This is a genomic window from Streptomyces sp. NPDC026575 (genome assembly GCF_055567415.1).
In genome coordinates, this window is sequence record NZ_JBVHQM010000003.1 from 307,960 (window position 1) to 321,428 (window position 13,469).

Sequence of the window (13,469 nt, forward strand, 5' to 3'; positions counted from 1 at the left end):
GCATACGCGGGCGGTCTCAGCCCAGTTCTGATCCGGTCTTCTGCAGGGCCTCGTGCACCGGCTGGTAGAAGGTCTGGCCTCCCAGGGTGCAGTCGCCGCGGCCGCCCGAGGTCAGGCCGAGGGCTTGGTCACCGTCGAAGAGCGGGCCGCCGCTGTCGCCGGGCTCCGCGCAGACGGTGGTCTGGATCAGACCGTCGACCGCACCCTGCTGGTAGTTGACGGTCACATCGAGGGCCATGACCACACCGCTGCGGACATGGGTGGTGCTGCCGCTGCGCTGCACCTGCTGGCCCACGATCGGCTCGGCCGCCTTGGAGATGGTCTGCGTCTTGCCGTCGTAGAGACTCACCGTGCTGGGGTGCACCACGTCGGCCGCGGTGTACCGGGCGAGCGCGAAGTCGTCGCCGGGGAAGGTGGCGGCCTCCGTCACCGCGGCCTCGGTGCCCCCCATCGTCGCGGACCAGGCCCGCACCGCCTCGCCGCAGTGTCCGGCGGTCAGGAAGTACGGCTGGCCGCCCTTGACGACGTTGAAGCCGAGCGAACAGCGCGCGGTGCTGCCCCAGATCGCCTCGCCGCCGGCGAGCAGCGGTCGCAGTTCCGCCGACGAATGGGTGAGGGTGGCCCGGTCGCCGAGCGCCGTGGCGGCCGCCTTGAGCTGGTCGAGGTTCTTTCCCTTGACCGTGGGGTCGGCGACGATGACCACCTTGTTGACGCGGGGATCCATCGCCCAGGACGTCCCGGGAATCCGCACCTGCTCCTTGAGCGTGGCACGGGCGCTGTCCAGGGTGGCGAGGGAGTGCTTGACGATCCTCGGCTGGGCGCCCGCCGCACGGACCTTGGCGGCGGCGGCCTCACTGGTCACGTTCATGACCAGCGTGCGGTTCTCGGCGTCGTAGTACGAACCCGCCCCCTCGTCGCCGAGACTGGAGCTGATCTCCTTGGCGCGCTGGGCGGCCGTGGTCGCCGTCGGCGGGTCGGAGGGCGGGCCGGGAGCGGCATCGGCGCTCGGCTGGGTGAGTACGGCAGTGAGCAGGGCCAGGGCCCCGGCACCGGCGACGAGGGTGCGAGGCTTCGATACTCTCGTGCTCTTCAATTCAGGACCTCTGGTGGAGTTGGGCCGGTAGCGGATGTCCGGCCCTGGAGGATGCGGGGCGTTCCCCGGTCGTCAAATCTCTCCCCTGCCCCTGCTGCGTACTACACCCGCACAGGCCGCAGCTGAGACGGAATCACCTGTACGGCCGGTGTCGGGGGCCTGGTCCACCGAGGTCACCGCGACTCCGGCCGGCCGTCGCCCTCGTGCGATCGGCCGGCCGGAGTGTGCGGCGTCCGACTCAGCCGACGATCTTGATCTCGCCGTGCGTACCGTCGGCGTCGACGCCCGGGTAGAGGCCCAGCGAGCCCTTCTCCCAGCGCACCAGCACATCGTTGGGGCGGTCGTTGGCGACGAACGCGCCGGTGGTGACCACCGTCGCCCTGGTCCACGGGGACTTGGCCGGCCGGAGCTTGATCTCGCCGTGGAACCCTGCGGCGTCCACGCCCGGGTAGATGGTGGCCTCGCCGTCGGACCACCGCACCAGCAGGTCCGCGGTCTTCCGGCCGGTGAACTCACCCGCGCTGATCTGCTCGGCGTGCGGCCAGGTGGTGTTCTTGGCCTTGGCGAGCTTCCGCTCGCCGCTCAGCCCCTTGGTGTTCACGTCGGTGTACAGGGACACCTCGCCGTCCGTCCAGGTGACGATCAGGTCGTCGCGCCGCGCGTTCGCCGTGTACGCGCCGGCGGTGATCTGCTGGGCGTGCGGCCAGGTCTTGTTCTTGGCCTTGGCCAGCGTCTTCTCCCCGTGGAAGCCGTTCTGGTCCACGTGGGTGTACTGCGTCAGCTCCCCGTCGACCCAGCGCACCACCAGGCCGTCCGAGCCGCCCCCGAAGCCGGCGCCGGTGATCTGCCGGGCGTACCGCCAGGTGCTCTTCGCCTTCGCCAGGCGGAACTCGGCGGTGAAGGGGTGGCGGGCGTCCTTGTCGTCCGCGCCCTGGTAGAGCGTGACCTCGCCGTCGATCCAGCGCACGATCATGTCCATGTGCCGGGTGCCGCCGGCCGAGCCGCCGGTGAAGTACCCGGACGCGATGTGGGTCGCCTTGTTCCAGGGGGCGTTGGGGAAGGCCGTACGGTAGCGGACCTTCTGCACCCAGGTGTTGAGATCGTCCACCCGGGTGTCGACGGCCCCACGGCGGGTCTCCGACGGGTCGGTGCCCAGGCAGCCGCCCTGCCAGGACGTGCTGTTGACGGCCACCAGCTCCACCCGGCCCGCGGTCTCCCGGACCGCCGGACCGCCGGTGTCGCCCTTGCAGACCGCGCCGTCCGCGGGGGTCCTGCCGCTGATGTCGAGGGCACCGTCCCGCACCGAGTCCACGGTGAAGGCGGCGCTGCGCAGCCCGTCGGGCACCCACAGGGTCTTGGCGCGGCCGTAGCCGGCGACGTTCAGCTCCTCGCCCGGCGTGGGCGCGGTGGTACCGATGGGTACCGGAGTGACGCCGGTGACCGGTTCGGCGAGCTTCGCCATCACCAGGTCGCGCCCCTCATAGGGGACGAGTTCGACGACGCCGGTCGTGCTGCCGGCCGTCTTCGTGAGAGGGGTGCGGCCCACGGTGGCGGACGTCTTCCACTTGGCCGCGCCTTTGGCGACCTTGAAGCCCTTGCCGGGGTCCTGGGCGAAGCAGCTGCTTGCGGATATCACCCACTGCCGGTCGACCAGGGCGCCCGAACAACTGCGTCTGCCGTTACCGGTATCGATATCGAGTTTCGCGGCGAAGGCGTACGTACCGTCCTTGACGGATTCACCGACCACGGCGTGCGCCGGGGCGGCGGTCAGTACACCCGCGGCGACGGTGGTGGTGAGGAGTCCGGTCATCCACGCGGCGCGCGGACGTGAGCTGAGCATGTTTTGATTCCTAAATCACAGATGGCGGGCGCAAGTTGAGACGACCCTCAGGTGTGCGGATGCACCGTCGCCGTGATGACGCGCTGCGGCTCGTGCGGACGGTGATTTCCGCGGGGGCCTTTCCTGCGCCTCCGAGTTCCCGTACAGGATCCCGAGGGGGGTTCGCCGATGGGCTCGCGGTCGGGTCAGCCCGATACCCGGAGTTCGATCAGGGTCGCTTCCTTGGCGCCGGTGCCGAGGTTGCCCTCGCCGAGTTCCGTCAGGTCGTTCTTCTTCAGGCCGACGGTCTTGGACTTTCCTTCGGACGTGACCGTGGCGCTGGCCGTGCGGCCGTCGTTCTCCCAGATTCCGACGAGTTCCGGGATCTCCAGGGACAGATTTCCGGTCTTCCCGGTGACCGTGAAGCAATAGTTGACGGGCTTCTGGTTCTTAACCGCCATGACCTCAAGGTCCGGGGAGGTCCTGCAGTCGGCCAGGAGGATGTGACCGTCACCCCTGACGAGCTTGACTCCCTGTTCTTCAAGGATTTTACCGGCGTTCGGGTACTCGAATTCCTCCACCGCGGAGGGCGGTGTGTCGGCGGCCGCCCTGGCGGTGTCGTTCGTGGCCTGAGGGGCGGCCTGAGCTGCGGCAAAGCTGGATATCACGGCGATGGCCGTGGCGGTGCCGATGACCCCGGCAACCAGCGCCCTGCGTGCGCGAATTCTCAACGGAGGTTCCTTCCGGAGGGGCTGCGGCGACAAGGCGCGGCCGCCGCAGAATTCAGTCAAAGGGCAGCCGCGAACGTATCACCCATGGAACTCACGACGTGAATTGCGAGACTTGATAACGAGTCAGAAACGATGCCGGTTTTCCGTACAACCCCCTACTCCATTGGCCGTCCGCGGAACGGCGCGAGTGCGATTCGACATTCCCGCGCCGTTATGTTCACCTCTTCGAAGATCAACAACTCCTGGAAAGACAAGAAGGGTTGACGAGGTGAGATCGAGAGGGAAGTGGCCGCACTCCATAAGTGCCATGTGCACTACAGTGCTGCCGCTGGCACTCGTCGCCGGAGTGCTGGGCACGAGCCCGGCTCACGCAACGGGGGAACAGGGCACGGGAATCGACCCGGTCCCGGCGACCGACCGCGGGAAGGTCGTCACAATCTGGGAATCCGGAGGGCCGGGTCTGAAGGCTTCCGCGGAGGCCGCGCTCACGGGCTCCGACGAGGAGGTCCGACGCTTCCTGGAAAGCGGGCAGGACAGCGGCCGGTACCGGGACGAGTACATCTCGGCGGTGCAGATCCACTCCGTCGCCGGACGCCATCTGCGCGCGGCCGCCAAGAAGGCGTTGAAGGGTTCCCGGGAGGAGCTGCGGAACTTCCTGAAGGACGGCTGGCAAAGCCCTCTGGAGGCGGACCGCAGGACCCGGGTCGTACAGCTCGTCAGCATCGGCGACAGAAACGTCCAGGACGCCGGAAAAAGGCCCTGAAGGGTTCGGCCGGCGATATTCGCGCGTTCCTGGAAAACGGCCAGTACACGGCCCGGGAGGCGGACGAGCGGACCCGGGTCGTGCAGCTCGTCAGCGCCGGCGGCCCGGCGACCAAGCAGGCCGGCAAGGTCGCACTGCGCGGGGGAGCGGCGGACATCCACGAGTTCCTGGAGGTGGGCCGGTATGTGGCCCACGCACGCGACCAGGAGCGCGCCAGCATCGAGGAGCTGGCGCAGAACGCGAAGGAGGCCGGCGAGAAGGCCGAGCGCGAGACCGATGCCGCCAAGGAGGCGTCGGACCGCGCGGTCGAGACCTCGGCCCTGGCCAAGGAGGCCGCCGAGAACGCCGCCCGGGAGAGCGCGAAGGCGGGCAAGAGCTCCCAGGAGGCGGCGAGCGCGGCCGCGGTGGCCGCGGAGGCGGCCCGCGGCGCTGCCCGGGCCGCCCAGCAGGCGATCGGCGCGGCCCGTGCCGCCAACGCCTCCGCCCGGGTCGCGGCCGGCGCCGCGTCCCAGGCCGCGGCGGCCGCGGCCGGTGCGGCCGGCGCCGCCTCGCGGGCCCGGAACGCGGCCGCCGACGCGGCCACGGACGCGGGCAAGGCGGCGGACGCCCGTAAGGCCGCCGAGGTGGCCCGGGGTGCGGCCAAGGGAGCGGAGAAGGCGGCGCAGGCGGCCGACCAGGCCGGCAAGGCATCGGAGGCCGCGGGACGGGCCGCGCACTCGGCCCTCAGCGCCAGCGCCAACGCCGACGCGGCCGCCAACGAGGCGGGCCGGGCCAGCAGTTACGCCGACGCGGCCGGTGCGCACTCGGCCGAGGCCAGGGCCGCGGCGGACCAGGCCAAGCGGCACGCCCGCGAGGCGGCCGGCGCGGCACGGTCCGCCACCGGCCTGGCCAAGCGGTCCGCGACGGCGGCGTACGCGTCGCGGGACGCGGCCAACGAGGCCGCCCGGCACGCGAAGAACGCCGCGGCGGAGGCCGACAAGGCCGCCGCACACGCCGGGGAGTCGGAGCAGGCCGCGGGTGAGTCGGGGCGGCACGCCACCGCGGCCCAGCAGGCGGCCGACGGGGCCTCCCACGCGGCCAAGAAGGCCGGTGAGGTGCACGCCCTGGCACAGGAGATCGAGGCGGAGGAGCTCAAGAACCGCACCTCGGCCGCGATGGAGCAGGCCCGCGACCTCAAGGCCGAGGACGACGAGCGCAGGGCCCGGCAGCAGCGCGCCGTCAAGGAGCTCAAGGACCTGGACTCCCGGGCCGCCGACCTCGCCGCCCAGGCGGCCGAACCGGGCACCGACGCCCACGAGGTGGCGGCCAAGGGCCGCAAGGTGGCGCTGCTGGACTTGAAGATCCGGGGGCCGTGGAGCAAGGCCGCAGCCGAGGTCGCCCTCGCGGGCTCCGACGCCGCCGTGCGCGACTATGTGCTCAAGGGCCGGCGTCAGGCCGCGGAGCAGGACGACCGGGCCCGTGTGGAGTTCCTGGCCGAGGAGGGCTTCTCCGCCGCGCTCAGGGAGGCCGCCGAGAAGGCACTCAACGGCGACGCGCGGCAGATCGACGCGTTCCTGCGCACCGGCCGACACGAGGCCGCCGCGGCCGCCTACCGCACCCGGGCGGTGCAGCTGTCCAGCACGGGCAGCACCCACGTACGGGAGGCCGCCAAGGCCGCGATCAAGGCCGGTTCGCCGGAGAAGCTGCTGGAGTTCCTCACCTCCGACCAGTTCGACGCCCGGCTGGCGGACGACCGGACCCGGGCCACGCAGCTGGCCGGCAGCGGCGGCCCGGAGCTGCGGGCCGCGGCCAAGACCGCCCTGGTGGGGCCGCCCCAGCAGCTGCACCGCTTCATCGAGGTCGGCCAGTACAAGGCGGCCCGCAAGGACCGGCTCGCGGCCACCCACGATGCGGACATGAAGCGGCTCATCGCCGACGCCGCGGGGGTCGCGGCGACCGCGCAGGAGAACGCACACCGGGCCAGGGAACACGCGCTGCGGGCCAAGAACGCGGCCGCCGAGGCGCGCAACGCCGCCGATGCCGCGAAGAAGTCGGCCGCCACCGCCGACGGCTACGCCAAGCAGGCCAAGAAGTCCGCGCAGGACGCCGCGGCGTCCGCGGCCCGGGCCGCCCAGTCGGCCGAGCAGGCCCGTGCGGCCGAGGCCGACGCCAACCACGCGGCGTCCCGGGCCGTCAAGTCCGCCACCAGCGCGCAGAGTTCGGCCAACTGGGCGCGCGGCTCCGCCGACGAGGCATGGAGCGCCGCCAACCGGGCGCGGTCCTCGGCCACCGCAGCGGGCAAGGACGCGGCGGCCGCCACGCGCGCGGCGACCGAGGCGTTCGGGGCCGCCGTCAAGAAGCAGCGGGCGGAGGAAGCGGCCTGGCGGAAGGCCGAGGAGGAGCGGCGCAAGGCCGCGGCCGACGCACCGGCCGAGGACGAGGAACCGGACGACGGCTGGCCGGGCTGGACTCCCGGCTGGCTGAAGGACGGCGTGGAGAAGGTCGGTGACGGCCTGGACACCGTCGCCACCTACGGCACCGCGATCGTCACCAACGCCGACGTCTGGCAGGGGCTGGGGGAGACCTTCCTCGGCGTCCTGTCGATCGGGGTCGGCGCCTCGGGCGATGTCGCGGGCGGCGCCGTGTGCATCACCGGGGTCGGCTGCCTGGCCGGAGCCCCCGCGATCGCCGTGAGCACGACACTGGTCGTGGGCGGCGCATACGGTGTCGCCGACGGCGTGGGGCGCTTCAACGACGGACTCGGTACGGCGCTGCGCGACGCCCAGCGCAAGGCGGGCGTCACCCGGAAGACCGACCCCGGCCCCAAGCCGGCTCCGGAATCCCTGGAGGCGTTCCCCCGCGCGAAGACCGCCAAGCGCAAGACGCCCGTCCAGGGCGGTGGCGGCCTTCGCAAGCGGTGGAAGGACCCCAAGGGGAACATCTACGAGTGGGATTCCCAGCACGGAACCGTCGAGAAGTACAATAAAAACGGGAAACACCAGGGTGAGTTCGACCCGTACACCGGGGAGCAGACGAAGCCGAAAGACCGTACGCGCGAGGTGGAGAAGTGAGAATCGTCGTCACGGTGTTCAGGAAGGACGCCGATTTCCTCGACAGCAAGCTGGACGTCTCGGAAATCGGTCTGGCGGCCGCCGCCGGGCTGGCCGGTGTCCCCGCTGAAGGGTTCCTCGACGCATACCCCTTGGACGAGAGCCGGGCAGCCGCGCTCACCCGGCTCACCGGGATCGTCTTCGACCTGGACACCTATGAATACTTCCTGGAACCCGAAGCGGACTAGCGTCGCCGCATTCTGGGAAATCTGACACGACATCAAGGGGCCGGTACGGGCTCGGGCTGGACGTCCGGGCCGGTGCCGGCCCCCAGATGTGCCGTCCCGCACCGGCCACCGGGATGTATTCCTGTTCGAGGCACCGGGTTCCGGCCAACATGGCGGGGGAAGTTGCCCGTTCGCTTGTTCGGCACGTTCAATCGATCTTCATCGCGGGAGCACGGGTCTTCGGTTGCCGTGCGCCGCCTGAACGAGGAGCAGTTTGCGTGAACGCCGCCGATACCCCCCACATCGACCCGGGTGACTCCTACACCTCGTACGGTCGGTCGGAGAGCCCCGTGTGCTCCTACACGGAGTGGGACCCGCTGGAGGAAGTGATCGTCGGCATCGTCGACGAGGCGAGCTTCCCGACCTGGCACATGGCTCTGCCGCCCGTGCTCCCCGGCGACCAGCACGCGACCTTCCGCCGCAACGCGGGGCGGCCGTTCCCGCCCGAGCAGGTCGCCGCCGCCCGCGCCGAGCTGGAGGAGCTGGTGCACATCCTGGAGGGGGAGGGGGTGACCGTCCGGCGGCCGGAAACCATCCCCCAGCGGACGCCGTACACCACCCTCGACTGGACCAGCACCGGGATGTACGCGGCGATGCCCCGGGACGCGATTCTTGTGGTCGGCGACGACATCATCGAATGCCCCATGGCCTGGCGCTCCCGCTATTACGAGAACCTCGCCTACCGGCCGCTGCTGAAGGAGTACTTCCGCGGCGGTGCGAAATGGACCGCGGCGCCGAAGCCGGAACTGACGGACGAGCAGTTCGACCAGGACTGGACCGATCCCGGTGAGGACGGTCCGCAGCGACTGGTGGTCACCGAATTCGAGCCGACCTTCGACGCGGCCGACTTCACCCGCTGCGGTCGCGACATCATCGCCCAGAAGAGCAATGTCACCAATGACTTCGGCATCGAGTGGCTGCGCCGGCATCTCGGCGACGAATACCGTATCCATGTATTCGAGTTCAACGACTCGCACCCGATGCACATCGACGCCACACTCGTCCCGATGGCGCCGGGCAAGCTGCTCATTCACCCCGATCGGGTGCCCGAGGTGCCGCAGCTCTTCAAGGGCTGGGATGTGATGGCCGCGCCGGCTCCGGTCATTCCCGATACGCATCCGCTGTACATGACCAGCAAGTGGATCAACATGAACATCCTGATGCTGGACGAGGAGCGGGTGATCGTCGAAGCGCAGGACGAGCCGATGATCGCGGCGATGAAGACGTTCGGCTTCCGGCCGATCCCCTGCAACTTCCGCAATTTCAACACCTTCGGCGGATCGTTCCACTGCGCCACGGTCGACGTCCGACGCCGGGGAACCCTCCAGTCGTACTTCTGAGCCGGTCGCGGCCCTCGCCCGCGCCCTGCGCCCGCACCGGGTCCCGTCCTGGTGCGGGCTTACGGTGGTGCGCGGGCGGCGCGACCTGGACGGGCGTGCCGGCCGTTCCCCGATGTACGGAAGCCCTACTGCGCCGGTACGCCGGGGGCTTCAGCACGAGCAGACAAGGAACCACCATGCCCCCCACAGCGAGCCGACCGAAGAAGTCGGAGATGCCGAACCTGCCCTTCTGGGTCACTGCCCCCGTCGTCTTCCTCGTCTGCTTCGTCCTCGGTGAGTACTTCGGTGCCCCGTGGTGGCTGCGCTTCTTGGCCGCGGTCGCTGTCGTCCTGCTTCTCGAAGCGGTCAACCAGGCCGTGCGGCGCGTGGTGCGCAGCAGCCGTGCGGACGGGGGCAGGGCGTGACCATGACATCGTCGGGGTGCGCCGTCAGAGGCGTTTCGGCACACCGCATGTGAGGAACCGCAGTTGACCCCGTATTCCCTGGCGTTCTATATGGACGTCGTCGCCACCGGCACCGTGCTCGGCGTGCGTCCCACGGACTCTCCTGACCGGGTCACCGAGGTCCTGGGGACGGATTTCGGTGAGAACAGGTCCGGTGACACCATCATGTGGCGTGACTACGGCCTGGCCGAGTTCCACTGGGACCGCGATGGCGCCGAATCCCCCTGGTCGGGGCACCACTTCACCGTGCATGTGCACCGGCTCGCCTATCGGCGCCGCACGAACGAGCTCGTCGGCGGCGCGCTCCGCGCCCGGTACGGGCGGTTCACCCCCAGGCTTCGGTTCCAGAAGCTGCAGAGCCTGCTGGAGCGGCGCGGCGTCCCCCTGCTGGAGATCCCGGAATACCCGGCGAACGTGCCGTACTACCGGAAGTTCTGGCAGCCGGATTCCCGCGTGGCCGTCTCCGTCATTCGCACCCACGGCACATACAGCACACCGGACGATCTACGGGTCGGCGATGTGTACGGCATCCAGGCGCCGGTGTCGGGTCCGGTGCCGGAGTCCGGATGACGATGCGGCGCCGGGAACGCCTCCCCATGCCGTCAGGAACCCACCTCACCTGGAGCCGCCTCCCCGGAGCCCGCCTCACCCGGCCACGGCTCACGTCACGGAGAACCCGCCGTCCACGAACACCGTCTGGCCCGTCACATACGCCGCACCGGGACCGGCCAGGAAGACCGCCGCGCCGACGAAGTCGTCCGGTTCGCCGTTGCGTCCGGCCATCGTCCGGCCGGCCATCGCCGCGGGGCGGTCGGGGTCGGTGAACAGTTCCTCGGTCAGCGGGGTGCGGACGAAGCCGGGCGCGATCGCGTTGACGCTGACGCCGTGGCGCGACCATGCCTCCGCCTGGGAGCGGGTCAGCGCGGAGAGCCCGGCCTTGGACACCCCGTAGGCGCCGCTGTTGCCGAACGCGCGGATCGACTGCTGTGAGGCGAGATGGATGATCCGCCCCCAGCCGCGGTCCGCCATGCCGGGCCCGAAGCGCTGCCCGAGCAGGAACGGCGCATCGAGGTTGACGGCCATGGTGCGATCCCATTCGGAGGCGGTCAGCTCGTCCAGCGGGGGGCGGGGGTTGACCCCGGCGGCATTGACCAGGATGTCCGGTTCGCCGTGCCGCCGCACGATCTCCTCCGCGCCCTCGCGGACCGCCTCCCGGTCGCGCAGATCGGCGGCTGTCCAGTCCGCCGTGCAGCCCGCCGCCCGCAACCGCTCCGTGGCAGCGCGCAGCGGCTCCGCGCGCCGGGCCAGCAGCACCACCTCGGCCCCGGCGCGGCCGAGCGCCTCCGCGATGGCCAGGCCGATGCCGGAACTGCCGCCGGTGACCAGGGCGGTGCGGCCGGTGAGGGAGAAGAGCGCGTCGAGGTAGGCGGTGGTGGTCATGGTCTGCGGTGCCTCCTGATGGTGTGCGGCCGTACGGGGGTGATCCGGCGGTCGGGTACCGGTGCTGGTACGGGTACCGAGGTGATCTTGCCGGAGAGGTACGGCACCGTGTCATCCGGCCTCCCGTCGCCCGGTGCCGATCTCTCCTCCAGACCGGTGTGCGGTGGTTCAGAGGCATCGGAACCACATCCTCCGCTTTTGCCCCGGGCGGGGTCCTGTCGAGTGGGGGGCGATCACGAGATATCTTGATGTCGAGCAATGTTGCAGACGTGGAGCGGAGCACCCGGTGACTGACTCGACCATCATCTACACCCACACTGACGAGGCCCCGGCCCTGGCGACGTATTCGTTCTTGCCTGTGATCCAGGCGTACGCGTCGACGGCGGGCGTCAATGTGGAGACCCGTGACATCTCTCTGGCCGGGCGCATCATCGCGAGCTTCCCCGAGCGTCTGGAGGAGGGGCAGCGCATCGAGGACGCCCTCGCCGAGCTCGGTGAGCTGGCCAAGACGCCCGAGGCCAACATCATCAAGCTGCCCAACATCTCGGCCTCGATCCCGCAGCTGAAGGCCGCGATCGCCGAGCTGCAGGAGCAGGGCTACGCGCTGCCGGCCTACCCGGACGACCCCAAGACCGACGAGGAGCGCGACATCCGCGCCCGCTACGACAAGGTCAAGGGCAGCGCCGTCAACCCGGTCCTGCGCGAGGGCAACTCCGACCGCCGGGCGCCGGCGTCGGTGAAGAACTACGCCAAGGCCCACCCGCACCGCATGGGCGAGTGGACCGCCGGCTCCAAGACCCACGTCGCGCACATGACCAACGACGACTTCCGCTCCACCGAGAAGTCCGCGGTGATCGCCGAAGCCGGTTCGCTGCGCATCGAGCTGTCGGGCGACGACGGCTCGACCACGGTCCTGCGCGAGTCGGTCCCCGTGCTCGCCGGCGAGGTCGTCGACGCCTCCGTGATGCGCGTCGCCGCACTGCGCGAGTTCCTCGCCGCGCAGGTGGCCCGTGCCAAGGCCGACGGTGTGCTGTTCTCCGTCCACCTCAAGGCCACGATGATGAAGGTCTCCGACCCGATCATCTTCGGCCACGTGGTCCGGGCGTTCTTCCCGAAGACCTTCGCCAAGTACGGCGAGGCGCTCGCCGCGGCGGGCCTGACCCCGAACGACGGCCTCGGCGGCATCTACAAGGGCCTGGAGCTGCTGCCCGAGGGCGCCGAGATCAAGGCGTCCTTCGACGCCGAGCTGGCCGACGGCCCCGAGCTGGCGATGGTCGACTCCGACCGCGGCATCACCAACCTCCACGTACCGAGCGACGTCATCGTCGACGCCTCCATGCCGGCCATGATCCGCACCTCCGGCCACATGTGGGGCCCGGACGGCCAGGAGGCCGACACCCTCGCGGTGCTGCCCGACAGCAGCTACGCCGGCATCTACCAGGTCGTCCTCGACGACTGCCGTGCGCACGGCGCCTACGACCCGTCGACCATGGGCTCGGTGCCCAACGTCGGTCTGATGGCGCAGAAGGCCGAGGAGTACGGCAGCCACGACAAGACCTTCGAGATCCCCACCACGGGCACCGTGCGGGTCGTCGACGCGGCCGGCAACACCGTGCTGGAGCAGGTCGTCGGCGCCGGCGACATCTTCCGGATGTGCCAGACCAAGGACCTGCCGATCCGCGACTGGGTCAAGCTGGCCGTCACCCGCGCCCGGGCGACCGGCAACCCGGCGGTGTTCTGGCTCGACGAGGACCGCGCGCACGACGCGCAGCTGATCCAGAAGGTCAAGACCTACCTCGCCGACCACGACACCGACGGTCTGCAGATCGAGATCATGGCGCCGGTCCACGCGATCAAGTTCTCCCTCGACCGCATCCGCCGCGGCGAGGACACGATCTCGGTCACCGGCAACGTGCTGCGCGACTACCTGACCGACCTGTTCCCGATCCTGGAGCTCGGCACCAGCGCCAAGATGCTCTCGGTCGTCCCGCTGATGAACGGCGGCGGCCTGTTCGAGACCGGTGCCGGCGGCTCCGCGCCCAAGCACGTCCAGCAGCTCGTCAAGGAGGACTACCTCCGCTGGGACAGCCTGGGTGAGTTCCTCGCGCTCGCGGTCAGCTTCGAGCACCTCGCCCAGAAGACGGGCAACGCGCGCGCCCAGGTGCTCGCCGACACCCTCGACCGGGCGACCGGCAGCTTCCTCAACGAGAACAAGTCGCCGAGCCGCCGCCTGGGCGGTATCGACAACCGCGGCAGCCACTTCTACCTGGCCCTGTACTGGGCCCAGGAGCTGGCCAAGCAGACCGACGACGCCCAGCTCGCGCAGGCGTTCGCCGGCCTCGCCAAGACCCTCGGCGAGCAGGAGCAGACCATCGTCGACGAGCTGATCGCGGTGCAGGGCTCGCCTGCCGACATCGGCGGCTACTACCAGCCCGACCCGGTGAAGGCCGCCGCCGTCATGCGTCCGTCGGCGACCTTCAACCAGGCGATCGCGACCCTTTCCTGACGCGAGCGCCGCACACGG

Annotated in this window: 11 protein-coding genes; 7 read left to right on the forward strand and 4 right to left on the reverse strand. The window is 70.4% G+C overall.

Annotated elements, in window-relative coordinates:
* Nucleotides 1-16: 16 nt before the first annotated feature.
* From ACZ4NB_RS05610 to ACZ4NB_RS05620, 3 genes are all read right to left on the reverse strand, one after another.
* Nucleotides 17-1,093 (reverse strand): S1 family peptidase, encoded by a 1,077-nt coding sequence (locus tag ACZ4NB_RS05610; RefSeq protein WP_467658500.1) that lies wholly within the window; start codon nt 1,091-1,093, stop codon nt 17-19.
* Nucleotides 1,094-1,331: 238 nt separating this feature from the next.
* The gene (locus ACZ4NB_RS05615) at nt 1,332-2,933 is read right to left on the reverse strand and encodes a S1 family peptidase (protein ID WP_467658501.1); all 1,602 of its coding nucleotides are present in this window, start codon (nt 2,931-2,933) and stop codon (nt 1,332-1,334) included.
* 185 nt (nt 2,934-3,118) lie between these two features.
* Nucleotides 3,119-3,703 (reverse strand): hypothetical protein, encoded by a 585-nt coding sequence (locus tag ACZ4NB_RS05620; RefSeq protein ID WP_467658502.1) that lies wholly within the window; start codon nt 3,701-3,703, stop codon nt 3,119-3,121.
* 247 nt (nt 3,704-3,950) lie between these two features.
* Between ACZ4NB_RS05620 and ACZ4NB_RS05625 the strand changes: the two genes are divergently transcribed.
* The 6 genes from ACZ4NB_RS05625 (at nt 3,951) to ACZ4NB_RS05650 (ending at nt 10,075) form a co-directional block, all read left to right on the forward strand.
* The gene (locus ACZ4NB_RS05625; protein ID WP_467658504.1) at nt 3,951-4,406 is read left to right on the forward strand and encodes an ALF repeat-containing protein; all 456 of its coding nucleotides are present in this window, start codon (nt 3,951-3,953) and stop codon (nt 4,404-4,406) included.
* An 80-nt stretch (nt 4,407-4,486) separates the two neighbouring features.
* Nucleotides 4,487-7,456 (forward strand): colicin E3/pyocin S6 family cytotoxin, encoded by a 2,970-nt coding sequence (locus ACZ4NB_RS05630; RefSeq protein ID WP_467658505.1) that lies wholly within the window; start codon nt 4,487-4,489, stop codon nt 7,454-7,456.
* Complete coding sequence (locus ACZ4NB_RS05635) at nt 7,453-7,683, forward strand: DUF7683 domain-containing protein (protein ID WP_467658506.1); 231 nt, start codon at nt 7,453-7,455, stop codon at nt 7,681-7,683. Before ACZ4NB_RS05630 ends, ACZ4NB_RS05635 begins: the two co-directional genes overlap by 4 nt.
* Nucleotides 7,684-7,940: 257 nt before the next feature.
* A complete protein-coding gene (locus ACZ4NB_RS05640) occupies nt 7,941-9,062 on the forward strand; it encodes an amidinotransferase (protein ID WP_467658508.1) in 1,122 nt (373 codons plus the stop codon).
* Nucleotides 9,063-9,238: 176 nt separating this feature from the next.
* Nucleotides 9,239-9,466: a hypothetical protein gene (locus ACZ4NB_RS05645; protein ID WP_467658509.1), complete on the forward strand. Its 228-nt coding sequence runs from the start codon at nt 9,239-9,241 to the stop codon at nt 9,464-9,466.
* Nucleotides 9,467-9,529: 63 nt separating this feature from the next.
* The gene (locus ACZ4NB_RS05650; RefSeq protein WP_467658510.1) at nt 9,530-10,075 is read left to right on the forward strand and encodes a hypothetical protein; all 546 of its coding nucleotides are present in this window, start codon (nt 9,530-9,532) and stop codon (nt 10,073-10,075) included.
* 90 nt (nt 10,076-10,165) lie between these two features.
* On the opposite strand, the gene ACZ4NB_RS05655 is transcribed toward ACZ4NB_RS05650, so the two are convergent.
* Nucleotides 10,166-10,945 carry an SDR family NAD(P)-dependent oxidoreductase gene (locus tag ACZ4NB_RS05655; protein WP_467658511.1) on the reverse strand — a complete coding sequence of 260 codons (780 nt, stop codon included), beginning with the start codon at nt 10,943-10,945 and terminating at the stop codon, nt 10,166-10,168.
* A 286-nt stretch (nt 10,946-11,231) separates the two neighbouring features.
* On the opposite strand from ACZ4NB_RS05655, the gene ACZ4NB_RS05660 reads away from it, so the two are divergent.
* Entirely contained in the window at nt 11,232-13,451 is a 2,220-nt protein-coding gene (locus tag ACZ4NB_RS05660; RefSeq protein WP_467658513.1) for an NADP-dependent isocitrate dehydrogenase, read from the forward strand.
* The last annotated feature ends 18 nt before the right edge of the window (nt 13,452-13,469 follow it).

Bases quoted from the DNA above. Each gene is read 5' to 3' on its own strand.
- ACZ4NB_RS05615 (WP_467658501.1), bottom strand. From the start codon at position 2,933: ATGCTCAGCTCACGTCCGCGCGCCGCGTGGATGACCGGACTCCTCACC.
- ACZ4NB_RS05625 (WP_467658504.1), top strand. From the start codon at position 3,951: ATGTGCACTACAGTGCTGCCGCTGGCACTCGTCGCCGGAGTGCTGGGC.
- ACZ4NB_RS05645 (WP_467658509.1), top strand. From the start codon at position 9,239: ATGCCCCCCACAGCGAGCCGACCGAAGAAGTCGGAGATGCCGAACCTG.
- ACZ4NB_RS05655 (WP_467658511.1), bottom strand. From the start codon at position 10,945: ATGACCACCACCGCCTACCTCGACGCGCTCTTCTCCCTCACCGGCCGC.